This is a genomic window from Flavobacterium collinsii, assembly GCF_946903285.1.
Lineage (GTDB): Bacteria > Bacteroidota > Bacteroidia > Flavobacteriales > Flavobacteriaceae > Flavobacterium > Flavobacterium collinsii.
Genome location: NZ_OX336425.1, coordinates 4,660,239 through 4,678,350, shown reverse-complemented (window position 1 = coordinate 4,678,350; position 18,112 = coordinate 4,660,239). Strand labels below are relative to the sequence as shown.

Below are 18,112 nucleotides of genomic sequence, written 5' to 3'. Positions count from 1 at the left end.
CGGAAAATAAGCGGCCTTAAGGTTTTGTGGCAAAAAAGGTATTCCTTCCGACAATGAAAATTTGTACTTTTAACTCATCTGAAAAACAACAAGAAGTTATAAAAGAATGGCATTGGTCACAAAAGTTAAAACGTATCATTTTCTTCCGTACAAGTATGGTTCGGAATTGTTGTTGGATATTGGACGTATCGAAACATTGGAAAATTTTGTATTAGATGATACATTACATCAACTTAGCTTTTACGAAGTTCTTTTCATCGAAGAAGGAACGGGGACTATCACATTGAACGAGAATGAAATAGTAATAAGTCCAAGAACTATTATTTTTACAAGTCCGGGGCAAGTGCGTCGTTGGGAGATTAAGGAGGAGGTAAGAGGCTATACACTTTTCTTTGAAAAAGATTTTCTTCATCTTTTTTTTTCGGATGAACTATTTCTATATCGATTTCAATATTTCCATCAATATTCAAGTCCAACCGAGATGCAGATATCCGAGATATCATTTGAAAAATGTCTTGAATTTTTATATGGAATTGAAAAGGAGTTTGGACAGCTTCAGAATGATAGCAGTCATTTGATAAGGTCATTTCTATATCAATTACTTGTAGTTCTCAATCGATATTATGCAGCGGTCCACAATGTTCAGGGGGATACTTATGTTCATTTAGATTTTTATCGATTTCGATCTTTATTGGAAAAGAAATTTGTAGAGGACCATAGTGTTGAAGCCTATTCAAAAATACTCAATATCAGCTCGGCATTTCTTAATAAAATTTGCAAACAATTTAGTGGATTATCAGCCCAGCAGATGATTCATTACAAACTGATTTCAGAAATAAAGAAACAGCTTAGCCAGAATAAATCCGCAAAAGAGATTTCCTATGAGTTTGGATTTTCAGATCCGTCCAATTTTAACCGTTTCTTTAAAAAATTTACGGGGACCACACCACAACAATATCGAAAGAAAATGTAAATGACCATTTTAAAGATAAAATGACCATTTTGGCAGGATGAAAGTATTCTAATTTTACAAAAAAAAAGAATATGATGAAATTCACACTTAATTTTCTATTGGTTTTTATGAGCGTATTGTCCTTGCAGGCAGAACAGCTATACGTTAATCCTCAGACTGGCCACGATGCAAATTCCGGATTGAAATCCAATCCTTTAAAAACACTTGCAGAGGCCGCCAAACGAGTAAACCTAAACAAAGAACAGGGAGCAACTACAATCTATCTTTCAGAAGGTGTACACCTATTAACGGAAACAGTTGTATTCACAAATGATAAGTATACTTTTAAAAACCGTCTTGTCATTCGTGCGTATAGTATGCCTGACGACTCGGACTGGACTCCTCAGAAAATGCCGGTTATAGTAACGGCAGTTCCACTTTCACCGGGAGTAGGAGGAGAAGAGGCAAAAGGGATCCAACCAGAGGTTAGTCATGTAACCATTGAAGGTTTACGATTTACGGGTAGTCCGGATTACTCTTATATAGATGGTACCAATCTGCGTCGTTCTTACCCTATATGGCGTAATGGAAAAAAATTAGATGATTTGCTTGTAACTCAATGCCTGTTTGCCGGAGACGTTGATGTATTACCGTTACATGTGGGGGTTATAGCCAATGGTTATGGTTTGGTTATCGATCATTGTGTTTTCTTCAACTGCAAAAATCCGGTTGTTTTTTGGCAAAACGATGGAGGAACAGGTAGCCCTAATGTTATGCGTTATTCACTGGTATATGGTAGTTATTTCAGTGGTGTCTGGACTACACAAAGTACAAATGGAGACAATTTTGACTTTCACCATAACATTATAGCAAACAGTAGTACGGTATGGATAAGAGAAAAAGGAAGTACACGTAAGTACAAAGCTTATGATTGTCTTTTTGCTGATTATACCAATTTGGCAGGATATGGTAGTGGTCCATTAAGTGGTAACGATGCAACATCAACAGATTTTCTAAAAATGGTAAACGTACAAACTACCGGAACTGTAAAAATTGAAAAAGATCAGAGTAAACGTAATTACTTGCAATTAGCAGAAGGGTCAATAGGTTCAAACCTAAAAGCAGGGCTTTTTAAGAAGGATCGATAGGTTTTGAAACGTTTATTTAATCCTTACTGATGCGATAGAACCGTTTTTAGGAATTGCATCTTTCAGTTTGATCTTGATAGTATTAACCTCTATTTTTTATTAATAGTAATAAAATAACTTTCGCGTACAAGGTTTTTTCGTCAGCCCGTCTGACGAAAAAACCTTGCAACGTCAGTTATTGCAGCAGTTTTACGGCTCTTGTTGCTATGAAAGAGGGGAAAAACTCGTCTATTTTGTTTTCTTCACCCCAAAAGTCTTCATACAGATTTGTCACGCTAAAACCGGCCTCTAATTGGCCATTAATTTGGTCTGTCAGACTATGTCCAAAAACTAAAGCTTCCTTATTTTTTTTCAATTCTTTTAATTTTTCAGCTGGCAATGAGTGCAGGTCAGAAAATGGCTGCTTGTAAATTAGCTTCAAATTTTCTTCGTCAAGTTGAAATGAAATAGGATTGATTAGGCCTGTCATTAGAATTCCGTTTGGTTTTAAAACCCGGAAACACTCTTTCCAAACTGGTAAAACATTGTCAACAAAAAGTATTGAGCAAGGGTTAAAAATCAGATCAAACGAATTGGCTGCAAAGGCAGAAAGATCTTTCATATCTCCCTGAATTGTTTTTATGTTAAGGTCAAATCTGTCGCTTAAAGTTTTGTCTTGCTGTAGCTGTTTTTCAGAATTATCAAAAATAGTAACTTCTGCCCCCAAAGTAGCAAGAATTGGTCCTTGTTGTCCGCCACCTGATGCAAGTCCTAAAATTTTCAAACCTTTCAGTTCGGGAAACCAATTGCGAGGGACGCTTTTTCTAGGTGTCAAAACAATATTCCAGTTTCCATTTTTTGCATTTTCTAATTCTTGTTCGGAAACAGGAATTGTCCAACGGTCTTTTTTTTCAACGTAATTGTCCCAAGCTAATTTGTTATGTTTTACAATGTCCATTTTTTGTCGTGATATGTTGTTCTTCAATTGACGTTAACTTATTTATATGTACAATAAAGTCATACATAGCCTTGCTTTTGCATAGATAGTATGAACAAAATCATACTTTTTTGCTTTAATAAATATAAGAAAAAACAGTAGAAATCCTTAAGTATTTTAGTTTCCAAACAATGAATATTTGTGTTTTTAGCCCATCTACAAAACAACAAGAAATTACAGTAGTCACAAAAAATTAAGCGTATTATTTTTTTCTGTACAAGTTGGGTTCGGAATTCGTTAGATTGATACATTTAAGTATATAGTTATCTTAAATAAAATTGCTGTTTCAGGTATTTTTATTATAAAACAAGAATATTTTTTGAAGTTTAATTTTGAAATACCAAATCGGAAAAAACGATCTCATACTATTGTTTTGGTCTCTCATGGATAAAAATCGGACACTCGTACCTTTTTTTAATTTGTCTTATACTATTCTAGTAATTTTATATAGAAATGAAAATATTTACAAGACATTTTTTTAGTTAATACTTAAAAAAAAGAATGTCTACATAATTGTTTTTAATGTAGTTGTGAAGTTTTAGGTGCTAGAGTGTAGTAAAAAAATAGAAGTAAAGTTGCCAGTTGGTGCTCTACAAAAAAACAGAAAATATGACAACATCCATCAAAGTATCTCTTAAAGTAAGTAATGGAAAATATTTAACAATTGCTGAGGGTACCGGTATAATTCAGGCAACAGGCGATACTTTAGAAGACGCGGAGAAATTTCAAATAACTCATTATCAGCATAATACAATTGTAATTATTGCCTCTAATGGAAAATATGTATCTAATGTACAAAATGGGGCCAGTCCGCTTGCAGCTGTCAGCGAATCCGTAACGGAGACTGAAAAGTTTGTTATGCGGGACTGGGGTGATGATAATAAAATAGTACTATTTGCGTCCAGCCAAAAATACATTCAATTGGTTCAGTCATCAAATACGTTACAGGCTCTGGCAGATAACTTGTCAGATCTGAATACATTTGCGATTGTGCCATTAGAGGAAAAAGTTGAGCCTGCTAAAATTACCAATGACAGCATCTCAATCACAAGCTTAGAAGAATCATTTAAGCTTAATATAGTAGAAAACCCAACAGTGTATACTGTATGTTTCAGCGGTACAGGCTGTACCAGAGATGAAGGAGAAGTTACACGGCCTGAAAGTGATAAAAACATATACTGCACTAAAACGGGGTATATACCCGTTAGAATTCACAAAGAAATTTCAGGTAGTCTAACGGTAACTTCACCAAGTGTAACTATAAGAGGTGTAGGAGAAAACGATTGGGCGGTTCCAAGAAACAATAGTGAACCTCTTCAATTTAACAGTCCTCTTAATGTTGATTCCTATCTTCTTTCTTATGTTAAAAATTATTCGGGTGGTGATCAATTTTCAACGGCAACACAATTAAATGGATGGTCCGCAGCTGCACTTGCCCTACATGCTGCAAATTTAGCAGCTGATAGTGGCAAACAACAATATAATTTTATTGGGCATAGTCGTGGTGCGGTTGAATGTATAATGGCTGCATGGTTTATCTATCTCTATGGGGCAGATAATGTAAAGAACATACCTATTAATATATTTGCTATTGATCCTGTACCTGGTACAGGTGAATGGTATGGAATATTGACACAGTTACCTCCAAATGTAGTAAACTATGTTGGTGTATATGCCTGGGATATGTGTAAACAGCCCAAAGACTTACCTTTTACGGCATTAGTGCCAAGACCTAATGGTATGATGACAGGAAAAAGCAACAGTTTTACACCTTATAATCCTTGGTTTCCATGGAATAAGTGGAAATCGATAGCGGACAATGCCCAGCTTACTGATCCTTTGATGCCCGGAAATGATCCGCAACCCAAAGGTTACGAACTATATGCATGTCGGGGAAGACATAGTACGGTTGCAGGTAACTCAACATCAGATGGGAATTATGTGGCGACAAATGTAAGCGACACCGTTGCTCCGGTACCTGAATTAATTTATAAAATGGCCAGAGCCTATTTGACCCAATGGGGAACTGTTTTTCCAGTAGAAAGTGAAGTAACCGAAAGGGTTCTTTCACTTAGGCAAAAGATTAATACAGATCACAGAGAGTTTGATATCATGGGAGGTGGAGAAACAAGAACAAGTGTATTTACGAATAGACTTTATGTGCGAAGAGTATCTTCTATTAACAGTATAAATCCGCTAGACAATTACTATATGGATGATGTAGTTGGAGACCCGCCATATAAAATGAATTATCCGGTAACTTCTGAACGTGAAAAGGCCGGATGGGTCAAATGGAAATTTTTATAAAAGACAATTCAAAAAATAAAATTCAGTTTTTTAAACTAAAAAAATAAAATATGTCTCAACTGTACACACCTGTAATTAAGCAACATCTTGCGGCCCCCGTACTTCCACAACCTCGCTACTGTGGCGCAGGGGCAATAGTGGATAACTATGTTTACTATGTTGGAGGAGGGACAAGGGGGCCAAGAGAGCAGACACCTAATTTTTTTCGATTAAAATTAAATGATCAATTTACCCCATCTTCTGATAAATGGGAAGTATTGGCAGATTTACCAATACCGAGAGTATCTGTAGGGAGTGCAGTTGTTGGAAAAAAAATATACGTTTTTGGTGGGATGTATGGAAAGGGGACTTTTTCTGATGATGTACACTGTTATGACACCATAACAAATACATGGAATGTGATTAGTTCAATGCCTACACTGAGAGTCGATCCTGCTTGTGTTGCTGTGGGAGATTTTATATACGTTATTGGCGGCAACAGTTATCTTCCGGCAGGCAGTAGGAGTCTTACGCAGGGTGTGGGGGCCGGTCCTATCGCAACTTGTGAAGTATTAAATACTTTAGACAATACATGGTCCGTTATTCCTCAGATGCCTCAGGCAAAGGGAGAACATGCTTGCGTAGCTTGGGAGAATAAGTTGTATGCAGTAGGAGGCTCCGGAGCAAGTTTTGTTTTTGATATTGCAACAGCAAACTGGAGCACTGTTCCAAGTCCTCCGCTTTTTGAAGGTAGTTATGAGACATGCACAACTGCCGCAATAAGTATGGAAGGATGGATATATATATTTGGTGCTTGTCAAACATGGGGTGCATATGATAATCAATGTCATCTTTTTGATACAACAACAAACCAATGGACGATATTAAATGGAGGGAATTTGAATTATGCACAGGCTCTTGAAGGTATTGCTTGTACCGTAAAGGACGAACTGGGTATTGTTTATTTAATGGGAGGAAATACGCGGATGGTAAATAATGAACCAACAAGTGGTACTGAATATTTTGTTGTACAACTCAAACCGGAGAAAACATTTATTGATACGGTTCAGGCTGGTGTTAAAAATTACTTTAATCATCTTAGTGAAAGTGTTTACATTAGAATGTTAGATACACCACATGTTTGGGGAATGTCTTTTGGTAAAGAAATTATGTCGCAAGCAATAATTCGTCAGGCCGAATTTGAAAGGGCTATTGTGGAAATTGTGCAAAAAACAAAATACCGTTGTGATATATCATCCCTAAATAGTCCTGATCCGGATTGGGTAAGGGCTATAATGGGGGCTATTGATACTTGTTTAACAGCTCGAATGGGGCGTACTCAGCCGGTTCAATTTAGATTTTTGTTTGGTATAACACCCACAGGTATTTTAGGAGACCCGGCAAATTATGTTGATTTTAAGGCAGCTCTCATTCGTTTATGCAGAGTTCGATCAAGTTCATGGGAGGTTATGCCTGAGATATGGATGGGTAAGTTTTCTCGCCTGGCTGACGGAATATTATCTGCTATTCAATTACAAGTTTTCGGAACTGCGGTCATTGGATCTGAGGATACTAAAATGACCTGGAACCATAGTAAAATAATAAGTATGGATGGAACTGAGGCATTAGTAGGCGGCCATAATTTAAACATGGATTTATTTAAAAGCTATCCTCCTGTTCATGATGTGTCTATAGTAGTACATGGTGAAGCTGCATATGGGGCACAGCTTTTTTTAAACCAGATGTGGGTATGCGGTACTGATTTGTTAGCAAAAGAGTCATTGCGAATTGATAATCTGACCTGGGTTAATCGCAACAGCGACAGTAATATGCCTGGTGATCCGTTGGTACAGGCTGATGTTCTTGCTTATATAAAAGAAAAGCAATCTGCACTTATAACGATGCATCGGTCAGGTGTACAAACAGGAACAGATCCTGTTTATCCAAGTGGAGAACAGCCAATTGCGTCAGGTATTCGGGACCAAGATTTACAAACGCTTACAGATTTACAATTAGAAGTGTTTCAGGAACGTATTGTGTATAACACTTATGCTGGTTTTGCAGAATATAAAGAAGCTACTCGTATGCTGACATTAGGTAAATATTGGAACGGACCTGACCAGACTACAGACTTTAAAAAAGGCTCGGAAATAATGAAAGAAACTCTTATTAAAGCGGCTAAAAATACGATTCGTATGTCACAAATGGATATTGTAAGTGCATGGAAAAAAAATTGGTCAGATCATAAGGTTTGTCAGTGGGTTTTGGAAGCGTTACTTGCAAATCCCAATTTAGAAGTTCAGATAGTAGTATCGCCATTAGATGCAGGTGCCGGAGCTGAAGGAGATCAGTATTCATTTGGGTCAGGTGCCTCAAGAACATTTGATTTATTAAAGTATTATATGACACACGATGTAAATACTGATGCACCACTAGATGATAGTAATGGCGCAAGAGCAAATGCTTTAAAAAGGTTACATGTTGCCCCGTTATATTATACGGATAAAGTGCCCGCGGATAAAACAATTGAAGGAGATACATACAAGTGGCCAGATCTTAGTCAGGACGGATATACCGCTACATTAAAACAGCCACCACTTTCTCAAAAACCACCAGAACATGGTGTGATTGGTAGTGCCGCTTTATCGGTTATAAATGCGAGTGGCTATATTTATTCTAAGGTCCCGTCTGCTCCGGGAAATCATGCTAAAATCATGATCGTAGACGATCAGGTATATGTTGTTGGATCAGATAATCTTTATCCCGGTTATCTTTCTGAAGTTGATTATATTGTGGAAGGGGTCGATGCGGTAAATGAATTGATTACTTCGTACTGGAATCCGTTATGGCAATATTCAGGTCCTCATAGTATATCAGGACTCTAAATTGTCGTAAATTATGTGAAGATTTACGTAAAGTTTAAAAAAACTTTGATGTTTTCATTGCTGTCTTTACTTAAATTTCGGCACTCTTATAAAAAGCCATCTCAGGAATTAGAACTGAGATGGCTTTTTGGTTTATCTTGACGGAATGTTTTAAAAATTACCCCATTTTAAACCTAACATAAACTCCAGTTTTTATCCAGAAATTCATCCTCTCCAGGCTCCTCTGTTTTATAAGCAATTGCTTCGGGAATAGAAGTTTTAGGGATATTTACATGTACAATGGTATTTTCTTTAATGTTGTCAAGCTGTTTTAAAACCCCTTCGAGTTCGTCGAGAGTGTTGACTTCAAAACCTTTTCCTCCAAAGACATCAACGAGTTTCGCATATTTCCAACGGTGCATTTCGTTGTAATCATAAACGTTGTTTAAATCGGGAACACTATATTCTACCTTGTCTGCACCGCGAAACGGATTTGGATTAACAAGCATTTGTTCAATACCATAAATACCATTGTCCAAAACAAAAACAATGGTGTCGTGTTTAAGTTTATTTTGTGTAGATATGGCCTGACAGGTTTCCTGAAAAGCACCGTCCCCAACAAATACTACCGGCCTTTTATCAGGTCGGGCACATTTTATTCCGGTTGCCGCAGGAATAGAATACCCTATCGAAAGCCATGATGCCTGCGCTACGAATCCGTTTGGTTCCGCAATACGGATGCCTTGGGCACCCAATAAAGGAAAACCAGCATCGGCAACCACTATATGTCTCTCGTCTATAAAAGTATTGATTCGCTTGAAAAAGGTATCATAAGTAAGCGCCGGCTTCCCTTTTCTCGTGATGCTGTCATCAGCTAAGAAGAATGATTCAGATAGCTCATTACTATCATACATTTCGTAAGCACTAAAGGTAACTTTAGTAAGTTCTTCTTTCAGGAATAGGATAAAATCTCTTAGCGATACATTGGCCACATAAGAAGCACCAATTCTTACACCGCTGTGATTAGCAAGTACAGTGTCTTCTTTCCAAACATCAAAACCACCCAGGTTTTTGCCGGTGGTCCATACGCCAAGGCCAATTTTTAGCTGGGCTTTTTCGAATTGTTCTTTTACATCTTTTGGCGATGCCTTACCATTGAAAACACCTTTGAACTTCGGATGATTTTCCGATACGATTGATTTCCCGAGTATAGAGGTCACAAATTCTGTATCGGTAGTTTGAATCAGATCGAGGAATTCCTTCTGAATACCGTAACGCTGGATTTCGATACCACCCCAGAAAATAATTTCTTTTCCGCGTGCCATTGCCGCTACTCTTTGGGCAGCCTTGCGTGCACTTGTTTGACATTTAGAGCCCTCTCTTTCTGCTAATGGAGCGACAGGCGAATCGCATTCCATTCGCCACGCATCTTCAAAAACTTCTAAATAAACGGGTCTTCCATATAAAATACAGGCATTCAACACTGCATCAATTTTATAAGGAGCATCAGATGAGCCTGTGACTTGCTCTGCCGCAACGGTAACGTTTCGGAACACATTGATGTTACTGTACATATCACCTGTCATATGTGATGCCAGCATGCCCTGAACAAGGCTTCGTTGCTGGTCTTTGTTCGTCGGAGCTCCATTAATGACAAGTACTGGACAGTGCTCTACATACGAACCTGCAACCGAGTTGAGTAAGGTAAATGCGCCCACGCCATAGGTTACTGCTACTGCAGCGAAACCATTTTGGCGTGCGTAAGCATCAGTACAATGCCCGGCATTTATTTCATTCGTATCGTTAACGATTTTAATTTTTGCATTTTTGTCTTCGTGAATTGTATTTAGAAACGGCGCGGTATAATTACCTGCAATTCCAAATAAATGGGTAAGTCCTAATTGCTCCAGACGTATTTGCAGGTATTTTGCAACGGTGATTTTTTTCTGTGACATCTTAAATGGGGTTATTCAGGTTACCGGTATTTTCGTTGACTTCCAGTGCGGTGCGAATTCCGGACTCGATGGCGCCTTCAATCCAGGCATGTTTCAGCGAAGTATGCTCTCCGGCAAAATGTGCTTTCCCTTCCCATTCGGTTGAGATGATATGACGCTGCAATAAGTTTAACTGCCCCGGATTAAATATTGCCGCTTCGCCATAGGCATAGGGATCGCGCATCCAGCTTTGTGTCGCACCACCAATTAATTTTCCGCCTTTCTTTTTATAGTCCTTGATGCTCGAGGTAATTACGGCTAGGTCGATAATACGCTGCTGTTCCTTCTTGTCATCGGAGTGCATGATAGCCAGGTTTTTAAGTGCATAAAAGTACCTGTCGTCATCATCCATAGAATCCCAGCGGCTTGCTTCGTCAGACCAGCAATAAGATGCTAGTATTAGACCATGTCCTTTACTTCCCAAATCATTGCTTGGATAATAGGTGAAACGGTTCGAAAAATCAGTAATCGTACCGCCGCCAACAATATTATAGGGTGCTTCCTGCCACCATTTCTGACGAAATTCCAGCAATATTTTAGTAGCAGAATCGTAGTGCAGTTCACGGATTGCTTTTCGTTTGGGCTGATCAAATTGAGGTGTTACGTAAACATGTCTTAATGCCGAAAAAGGTATGGTGACAATCACCTCATCAAATTCGAGCTCACCGACAGGTTTTTTTAATGCTTTGAATCCTGCGTCTTCATAAAACTGAAAGTCACGCTCTACTTCAATATCTACTTCTATCTTTACCTTGTTGTTAACGAGCATCATTTTGGTCATTCTGCAATCAAAATAGGTGTTTTCTTCGAGGTGATGCGCTTTAAAGAACGCATTGGGTAGCAGGTCACTTCCGCCAACAATTTCCAGAAACTGAGTAGAATCCTTAATGATATTTTGCTCAATGAAACTCTGGATAAAATCATAGGCCATTCTGGACTCCAGATTTTGCATGACCCCAATCATCTCGATGGCATTCTCTGAATATTTTGAATTTTCCTTTAAGAAACGACGCATCGAATATTCTCCGTAACGCTCGATCAGTACAGGCCAGTTTTCCTCAGGATTTTCTGCAATAAAAGCCTTAAGCGGATTAATGAGATCGGCCATTAACTCGTCGGCACGTCTGTTTTCGCTGGTTTCCAGATTAAAGTCCAGTAGTTTGTTTACATCGACCTTAGTAGTTTTATCTTTTGGGATATATTTATTCTGGACAACACGTTTACGGTTAACGTAGAAAATAGAATTTCTAGTAACATCCGGCTCCTTTTTAGTTGAGCCTGCCTGATATGCGATTGCTTGTTCTTTATCGACAGACAGATAATAAAAAGGCTCAGTTTTGAGTCCGAGTTTATCAATGTATTTGAGCACCATACTGTGTATGGTTGGGATACGCATCGCGCCCGCTTCGCCATAAACACTGTCGTCTTCAAAATATTTTTTGTTTTTAGAATTCCTGAAAGTCTTGATCCTGCCGCCAACACGTGTGTTTGATTCGACTATCGTGACCTTATGGCCGGCCTGCTTTAACAGACTTGCTGCTACCATTCCAGCCATTCCTGCACCAATGATCAATACGTCTTTTGGTTTATCCGTACGTGGGATTCCTTCGTCAATGTACTTTAAGTATTGCTTGATAATAGGGTCTTTGTCTTCGTCGAGTAAGCCGTGTAAATAGTTTTCCATAGTCAGGTAGTTTTGTTATTGGTTTATTCTTTTTGGGAATGAAATTCTATAACAAATAAACTCAGTAAAATTCGAATTTTTAAGCGTAGTTCTACCTGTTTTTATAGTGTAGAGTGCAGGAATTTTAATTTTCCGGGTCAGAAGCCTTCATTATTGAACCTGCAAAAAAACAACCTAATAAAGTTTCGAATACAAATTATGCTTAACAGTCGAAAAGGTTTATACGGATTTATAAAGAATATTTACGAATATTCAATTGTTTGATACGAATTTATATCAACTTACATTCGCGTTATCTTTTTTTAAAATTTGTGTTCCGACGTCTATATGCAGTAATACTAAAAACGAAACAAACGAATCGACATTAATAAAGTATGATAAATAGCAACCTATGAGAATCTACAAATTCATTTTAATTAGAATTGCGATAGTACTGATTGCTCTCCTAATAATTTATAATGGAGCTTATTATACTTTGCCTGAATATTTACAAGAAGACAGGTTTAGTTTTGTTGCTGAAATTGATCGAATTCTTGAATTAAGTTTGATTTTTTCAAGTGTATTTTTATTATTTCTGTTAGCAGAAATCTACCAGTTTAACAAACGACAACAATATAATTTACGTAATGCAGCAATGATTTTCAGTCTGTTTATAACCATTTTGGTCATTGCTTTGTTTCACGCTAATGGAATTTTTTAACCTAATGATTAACCCAATTAAAAATGAAAAAACTTTTATTACTGCTTGTAATTTTACCATTTATGATTTCTTGCAAGGGACAAAAGAAAATGGATTTACTAAAATTAAATCTAAACGAACCAATCAAAGATGTACTAAACTTCGATGACAATGTGCTTATTGGCGTTGAAACTATTGAATACCCGTTTTGTTTGTTGATTGAAGTAGAAAAATCTGAAAATTATAGTTTTGAAGGAATTGATCTGGAAGGGCAAAAAGTCTTTTTTCAAATAAACTCTGAAAAACTCAAAACAGATAGTATTTCAAGATTTGGCGGTGGTCATATTGATTTAAAACCAATCAAAAATGAAGACGAGTTAAAGAACACTTTACTCAATTTTAATGCAGAAAGTAAAATTTACGGACTGAGAATAGAAATGAAAACTCCGGGTTTAAAAACGGAAATTTTAAAGAAGATAGAATTAAAATATGGTAAGGGTATAAAAAACATCAATGCGGCCAACGGTTTATATTGGAATCTGAAAAAGGAGAACAAATATATTTTTTTCGCACCCGATTATGACAGGTTGATTATCCTGAACAACACCAATTTATCTACTACTTGTTATTGGGATACTTTTAACGGGCTCATTGATTTTGGAGGTTGTGATAGCGAAAAATACACCAAGGAACTAACAAAAAACAGCACCAAACCGGAGGATACTAAAAACAAACCCATTATAAAAATTGATAAAAACTGGAATGTAAATAATCTAATTACAGGAAAATCAACCGAAGAGGATTTTACAAAATCTCAAACGAACAAAAATTTTGAACGAATGGAAGAAATCGATGGAAGTACCGGAAATGTAAATGAAATTATGTATCGGGATGAATATCATGACTTTTATTTTTATTTATCCGCCAGCAAAGTTAACCCTGAAAATAGAAAAGAAAACCTAATTGTTGGGTATGCTATAAACGACTTCAGAAAAGTTGAAATTTCATTTGAAAATGGATTGAACTTAGGTATGAAATTCGATGACGTAGTCAAATTATTTGACAAAAAATCAATAATTGACTATGAAGATTTAAAATTCGCAAACTATATTGAAATTAAAAACGGACCTTACAAAACAACTTTGATTTTTGATAAAAACAAGTTGTTCTCAGGAATTTTTGTAAAATAAAAAATCCTGTAAATCCGAGACTCTTAGGCTATACTTTAACTCAAATAAGAAATATTAAAATAAAAAACCTTCCATCAACAACCAAAAGAAAAACAATGAGAAATAACCAGAGCTTATTTTTATCAATCATCATCTTCTTAAGTTTTGTTTTGCAATCTTGTGAAAACAAGGTAAAAAATACAAACGAGATAAAAAATACAGATCAGCATAAATTGGATACCAAACAAACGGACTCTAAAATTACTCAGGCTAAAGAAGAAGTTTTTAAAGATATTTTTGAATTTTCAGATTACAATGACGATGGAGATTACACCTCTCTCTTTGCAAAAAAAGGAGATGAATTGTACAGCTTTGTCAATGATAAGAATGAGGACAGGAGTTTATTAAGAGGCGATATTTGTGAAATTCAATGGAAGAAAGACACCATTTATGTTGCGGGTGATGGAGAAACTCCAATGCTTGAGGATTGGTTGATTTCGGTTAGGAAAATTAAAGATGGAAATGTTTCTAAAATGAGAAAAGAGTACAAGAAGGAATTCAAATACCATTGGAGTAAAGAGGATGATTATTCAAAGGGTTTTTTAGATAAGATTTATTTACTGACGGAATATTACATTGCCAATTCAAAAAACGAACTTCTGCAGCTTCATATCAAAAATAAAGAGCAAATTAGCTATTCAATAGAAAATCAAAAGAGAGAAAACAAGGATTTTACAGTTATGGGAATTGGTTATGAATTTGAAAAACGTTTTACTATTATTCAATGGCTGTATTACGATGGCGATACTGATAAACTTTACGAATATGATTTGGGCAATGATAAGCTTAATGAATTTAAATAAAAGCAACCTTTAGGCAGTTATTAATGATGAACATCAAATCAGGAGAGGTTTGTTTTTTTAATTCGCATCATACTAACTCAAAATTCTTATGAAATACACAGTTCTTTTATTCAGCCTTGTTTTTTGCCTGTTTCCTTTCAAAGATTTCGAGATACAATGGTTTGAGAATCTCGATGGCGATTTTTCTTTTTCACAAAAACAGAGTTTAAAATGTGAAGCCTGGTGTTATGAGTACGCAGGTGCTACCGAAATAATAGCAAAACGATTGAATAAAGACAGCATTGAATGTTATACACTGGCCAATGTGACCACCCATTCTGTGTTGCACTTTTATATGATCAATAATGTCATTCGTAATCCAAGAATTGAACTAAATAGTATTGTTGACGGAAAACGAACCTATTTGTGTAAGGATGGCAGTATAAAGATGGACAAAAAAGCCATGCAAAAAGGAATCTTAAAAGCCCAATTTGATATGAAGTTTGACCATCCTGAAAATCCGGAAAGAATAATGTTTTGGAAGGGAAAAATCTATACCAAAATAATATAAACGCAACCGCTAAACGATAGTTTGGTTTTCGAACTTAGTAGGAAAGCTTAAAAAATAATAATAAATGAAAAAGAAAAAAATAGCCTTCAGAGCCTTACTAGTGGTGGTATTTTTATCATTAGTTAGCTTTAAAAGTATTTATCGGATCGAAGACAAATTTAGAGATAACACCGATCAGGAAATTACAGGCGTTTATGTTTTGACCTCCTGTGAAAATTCGAGATTTAAAATTAAAATTGAAAAGAAAGCGGGCGTGTATTTCTTTTTAGTTTTGGATAAGAACAAGGTAATCTCGAAAGGAAAACTTAAAAAGGAAGAAAGTGATCGTGTTGTCTATCTCACTTTTGGAAAAATGGGAGGAATGTACAGCGTAAATAAAATCCAAATTCAGAATTATGGAAACGCCATGAATGAATACGAACACTTTACACAATGTGACGAAAAATATTTATCATTTGTAAAATTGGAAGAGTAAAATTTTTAAGCCTAAACACAATTCATCAATGAGAAGCAACCCTTTTATTACTGTTATCCTATTGTTTGCTATAGAAATACTAGTCTATTCTTATATAGATTATACCAATTTGATAGTGCCATCGTCCGAATATTCAGAACTGGTTATGCTTGTTTTTTGCTTTATAGTTCCTGTAATTTCGCTTTTGATTTTGGCTTTTGTTAAAGATATTGCCTATAAAAAGGCATTTCGATACTTTTCAATATTTCTTCTAATTGCTTCCATTATCCTATTTGGAGCATTGTCTTTTTTTATGGCTTTAGGAGGAGCATATCAACATTAAAAGCGCATGAAAACAACAAGATTAGATTATATCAACATTTTCTTAGCTATAATTTTAGGAGCATTAGTGATCCTCAATTTTGGTGTAAGATTTAAAAATAAAGAACAGGATAAGCTGTTGTGGAAAGCAGAAATTCACAGTGCAGCAGGCAATTCTTTAGCAGAAAACTCCAATGGGATCAGAATTATAGAAGCCGTTTTTTTGAATAATTTCAACCATTCTGAAAGCGGTATTGATTCCGAATCGAAACTGCTAACAAGTGCTAAAAGCGAAGATTATGTTTATTTCAAAATCTGGGAGAAAGAGCTTTTACCTGATTCTTTAAACCTGAAATATTTTTCGATAGATGAACGTAAATTTTATCGGCTTACCACCCCGGTTCCCTATAAAAAAATAACAGATTGGGTGGATGAAAAGAAGGTGACTCCCATTTTAATTTTAGAGATACAGCCTAAAGGTAAAATCTTTTTGAAAATGATAGAGGATCAGAAAGAAAATGCTCAATCGCAGCTTATAGAGGCATTTACTGCTAAAGAAACTACGGGAGATTTAGATATGCTGGTTTATGAAAAATCGTTAGGAGAAAAGTACAATCGTTATGAAAGTATTGAGAATATTACCGATTATTCAGATTTGCTTCAAAATCAGTACAAATGGACTGTGAAGATCGAAAAGGAAGAGCAGGATGTAGTAACGAGCGTTTATGCGTATTCTTTTAAAGAGGAAAGAGTTGAAATTTTAGAAGAAAATGATACAGCCGTAGTTCGAAATATTCCGAAAGTATTTTATATTTATTGGAAAAATAATAACAAAAAAGAATACAATATTCATTACGAATTGAGGCCAATTGAAATTTTAAATGCTTTCCGAAAACTAAATGAAACCGATGTATCAGACGCTATAATTTTGACGTTGAAAGTGCATAAAAATGCTTATCCCCAATGTGAAATTTCTAAAAATGGTGTCGTCATTCCTTTAAAAGATTTATATCCAGAAAAACCATAAAACACACTGATAACCAGTCTTAAATACACACTTAAATTAATCCATCTTATAAAATACCTAAACAGCATTAGAAATGAAAATAACCCGCCTCTTGTCTGCCTTCTTATTGCTTTTACTTTTTGCCTGCAATAAAAAAGAGAACCTTAAAAGTGCCCAATCGGGTTTAGTTGGAAAAGATCAGGTTGAAACCGATTCCATATCAAAAGGAGATGAAGTAGCTCCTCAAAAGGGAAGCATCAATTTATTCACTTTAACTCCGAAAGACAGTAGTGATGTTGCTTTTGTTTCCCTTTCGGATATTTATCCTGTGAATGATGAAAAGGACACGCTTGTTTTACCTAACATCGAAAAACTAGGAAAATACGATGCTCAGTATTTTACCTTTGATAAAAACTACCGAAAAAGATTTTTATCTAAAACCAATATATCCGAAACCGATTCAGTTTTTATATTAGATTATGCGAAACGTAAGTTGGTTTCGTTTGTTGTGAAAAACCTGAAAACCGCTGCTATGTTAAACGGGTATTCTTCTGAGGGAGACTGGCCTTATCACAACTATGATTTTATGATCGGATTTGAAATCAATAAGAAACATTTAAACGGATTCAGTGACTATTTTAGAGCTGCATTTGTATACGTGGGCAAAGAAAATCCATTTTCGAAAGAAGGTTTAAAACCAATTGACTGGAAAAAAGTTAGCAGTAAAGAATATCCGTCGAAACCAATGAAAAGTGAAGATCGTACTTTGTTGAAAAACAAGTCAACGGGTACTGCTTACGCGTTTAAAACAGCCGATTACCAGTATTTTTTACAGGACTATTTAGATGCTAATAAAACAATTTATGCCAGACGTTTTTTAGTGACTGATGCTAAAACGAAAGCTATCATCATTGAAAAGCTTTACAGTCAAAGTGAAGGTACTTCTCCCGCTCCTTTGAATTATGAAGAGGGGGACAACGAAATTAATCAGTGGACCGGAAAACTTTTTAAAAATAAACCGGCTGTTGTTTTTGGGTTTGAATATTTTTCTTTTGGATGCCCGGAAATTTCAATTATTGACAAATCAAATGAAGAGATTTTTATTCAATGTGACAATCGTCATTAACAATGTTATTGGGATGTTCGATTTCAATAGAGATGTAGAC

At 35.9% G+C, this 18,112-nt stretch carries 15 protein-coding genes; 12 read left to right on the top strand and 3 right to left on the bottom strand.

The window, feature by feature from the left end; genetic code table 11:
- Window positions 1–106 precede the first annotated feature (106 nt).
- Window positions 107–973 (top strand): AraC family transcriptional regulator, encoded by an 867-nt coding sequence (locus OGZ34_RS18965; RefSeq protein WP_263361357.1) that lies wholly within the window; start codon window positions 107–109, stop codon window positions 971–973.
- A 71-nt stretch (window positions 974–1,044) separates the two neighbouring features.
- The gene (locus tag OGZ34_RS18960; protein ID WP_263361356.1) at window positions 1,045–2,100 is read left to right on the top strand and encodes a hypothetical protein; all 1,056 of its coding nucleotides are present in this window, start codon (window positions 1,045–1,047) and stop codon (window positions 2,098–2,100) included.
- A 175-nt stretch (window positions 2,101–2,275) separates the two neighbouring features.
- On the opposite strand, the gene OGZ34_RS18955 is transcribed toward OGZ34_RS18960, so the two are convergent.
- Entirely contained in the window at window positions 2,276–3,037 is a 762-nt protein-coding gene (locus tag OGZ34_RS18955) for a class I SAM-dependent methyltransferase (RefSeq protein WP_263361355.1), read from the bottom strand.
- 648 nt (window positions 3,038–3,685) lie between these two features.
- On the opposite strand from OGZ34_RS18955, the gene OGZ34_RS18950 reads away from it, so the two are divergent.
- Window positions 3,686–5,383 (top strand): fascin domain-containing protein, encoded by a 1,698-nt coding sequence (locus OGZ34_RS18950; RefSeq protein WP_263361354.1) that lies wholly within the window; start codon window positions 3,686–3,688, stop codon window positions 5,381–5,383.
- Between the two features lie 50 nt (window positions 5,384–5,433).
- A complete protein-coding gene (locus OGZ34_RS18945; RefSeq protein ID WP_263361353.1) occupies window positions 5,434–8,247 on the top strand; it encodes a Kelch repeat-containing protein in 2,814 nt (937 codons plus the stop codon).
- Window positions 8,248–8,420: 173 nt separating this feature from the next.
- Here OGZ34_RS18945 and OGZ34_RS18940 read toward each other — a convergent pair whose 3' ends face one another.
- The gene (locus OGZ34_RS18940; RefSeq protein WP_263361352.1) at window positions 8,421–10,181 is read right to left on the bottom strand and encodes an alpha-keto acid decarboxylase family protein; all 1,761 of its coding nucleotides are present in this window, start codon (window positions 10,179–10,181) and stop codon (window positions 8,421–8,423) included.
- A 1-nt stretch (window position 10,182) separates the two neighbouring features.
- The gene (locus tag OGZ34_RS18935; RefSeq protein WP_263361351.1) at window positions 10,183–11,904 is read right to left on the bottom strand and encodes a flavin monoamine oxidase family protein; all 1,722 of its coding nucleotides are present in this window, start codon (window positions 11,902–11,904) and stop codon (window positions 10,183–10,185) included.
- A 391-nt stretch (window positions 11,905–12,295) separates the two neighbouring features.
- On the opposite strand from OGZ34_RS18935, the gene OGZ34_RS18930 reads away from it, so the two are divergent.
- The 8 genes from OGZ34_RS18930 to OGZ34_RS18895 all read left to right on the top strand — a co-directional run bounded on the left by OGZ34_RS18930 (window position 12,296) and on the right by OGZ34_RS18895 (window position 18,072).
- Window positions 12,296–12,604 carry a hypothetical protein gene (locus OGZ34_RS18930; RefSeq protein WP_263361350.1) on the top strand — a complete coding sequence of 103 codons (309 nt, stop codon included), beginning with the start codon at window positions 12,296–12,298 and terminating at the stop codon, window positions 12,602–12,604.
- Between the two features lie 23 nt (window positions 12,605–12,627).
- On the top strand, window positions 12,628–13,773 hold the full coding sequence (locus OGZ34_RS18925; protein ID WP_263361349.1) for a hypothetical protein: 1,146 nt from the start codon (window positions 12,628–12,630) through the stop codon (window positions 13,771–13,773).
- A 95-nt stretch (window positions 13,774–13,868) separates the two neighbouring features.
- The gene (locus OGZ34_RS18920; protein ID WP_263361348.1) at window positions 13,869–14,615 is read left to right on the top strand and encodes a hypothetical protein; all 747 of its coding nucleotides are present in this window, start codon (window positions 13,869–13,871) and stop codon (window positions 14,613–14,615) included.
- Between the two features lie 88 nt (window positions 14,616–14,703).
- Window positions 14,704–15,165: a hypothetical protein gene (locus OGZ34_RS18915; RefSeq protein WP_263361347.1), complete on the top strand. Its 462-nt coding sequence runs from the start codon at window positions 14,704–14,706 to the stop codon at window positions 15,163–15,165.
- Window positions 15,166–15,229: 64 nt separating this feature from the next.
- Window positions 15,230–15,640, top strand: a complete 411-nt coding sequence (locus OGZ34_RS18910; RefSeq protein WP_263361346.1) for a hypothetical protein — start codon at window positions 15,230–15,232, stop codon at window positions 15,638–15,640.
- Between the two features lie 28 nt (window positions 15,641–15,668).
- A complete protein-coding gene (locus OGZ34_RS18905; protein ID WP_263361345.1) occupies window positions 15,669–15,962 on the top strand; it encodes a hypothetical protein in 294 nt (97 codons plus the stop codon).
- A gap of 6 nt (window positions 15,963–15,968) precedes the next feature.
- Entirely contained in the window at window positions 15,969–16,967 is a 999-nt protein-coding gene (locus OGZ34_RS18900) for a hypothetical protein (RefSeq protein ID WP_263361344.1), read from the top strand.
- Between the two features lie 73 nt (window positions 16,968–17,040).
- On the top strand, window positions 17,041–18,072 hold the full coding sequence (locus OGZ34_RS18895) for an oxidoreductase (RefSeq protein ID WP_263361343.1): 1,032 nt from the start codon (window positions 17,041–17,043) through the stop codon (window positions 18,070–18,072).
- Window positions 18,073–18,112 lie beyond the last annotated feature (40 nt).

Bases quoted from the DNA above. Each gene is read 5' to 3' on its own strand.
- OGZ34_RS18905 (WP_263361345.1), top strand. From the start codon at position 15,669: ATGAGAAGCAACCCTTTTATTACTGTTATCCTATTGTTTGCTATAGAA.
- OGZ34_RS18945 (WP_263361353.1), top strand. From the start codon at position 5,434: ATGTCTCAACTGTACACACCTGTAATTAAGCAACATCTTGCGGCCCCC.
- OGZ34_RS18940 (WP_263361352.1), bottom strand. From the start codon at position 10,181: ATGTCACAGAAAAAAATCACCGTTGCAAAATACCTGCAAATACGTCTG.
- OGZ34_RS18920 (WP_263361348.1), top strand. From the start codon at position 13,869: ATGAGAAATAACCAGAGCTTATTTTTATCAATCATCATCTTCTTAAGT.
- OGZ34_RS18950 (WP_263361354.1), top strand. From the start codon at position 3,686: ATGACAACATCCATCAAAGTATCTCTTAAAGTAAGTAATGGAAAATAT.
- OGZ34_RS18960 (WP_263361356.1), top strand. From the start codon at position 1,045: ATGATGAAATTCACACTTAATTTTCTATTGGTTTTTATGAGCGTATTG.
- OGZ34_RS18965 (WP_263361357.1), top strand. From the start codon at position 107: ATGGCATTGGTCACAAAAGTTAAAACGTATCATTTTCTTCCGTACAAG.
- OGZ34_RS18935 (WP_263361351.1), bottom strand. From the start codon at position 11,904: ATGGAAAACTATTTACACGGCTTACTCGACGAAGACAAAGACCCTATT.
- OGZ34_RS18955 (WP_263361355.1), bottom strand. From the start codon at position 3,037: ATGGACATTGTAAAACATAACAAATTAGCTTGGGACAATTACGTTGAA.
- OGZ34_RS18915 (WP_263361347.1), top strand. From the start codon at position 14,704: ATGAAATACACAGTTCTTTTATTCAGCCTTGTTTTTTGCCTGTTTCCT.
- OGZ34_RS18900 (WP_263361344.1), top strand. From the start codon at position 15,969: ATGAAAACAACAAGATTAGATTATATCAACATTTTCTTAGCTATAATT.
- OGZ34_RS18925 (WP_263361349.1), top strand. From the start codon at position 12,628: ATGAAAAAACTTTTATTACTGCTTGTAATTTTACCATTTATGATTTCT.
- OGZ34_RS18895 (WP_263361343.1), top strand. From the start codon at position 17,041: ATGAAAATAACCCGCCTCTTGTCTGCCTTCTTATTGCTTTTACTTTTT.
- OGZ34_RS18910 (WP_263361346.1), top strand. From the start codon at position 15,230: ATGAAAAAGAAAAAAATAGCCTTCAGAGCCTTACTAGTGGTGGTATTT.
- OGZ34_RS18930 (WP_263361350.1), top strand. From the start codon at position 12,296: ATGAGAATCTACAAATTCATTTTAATTAGAATTGCGATAGTACTGATT.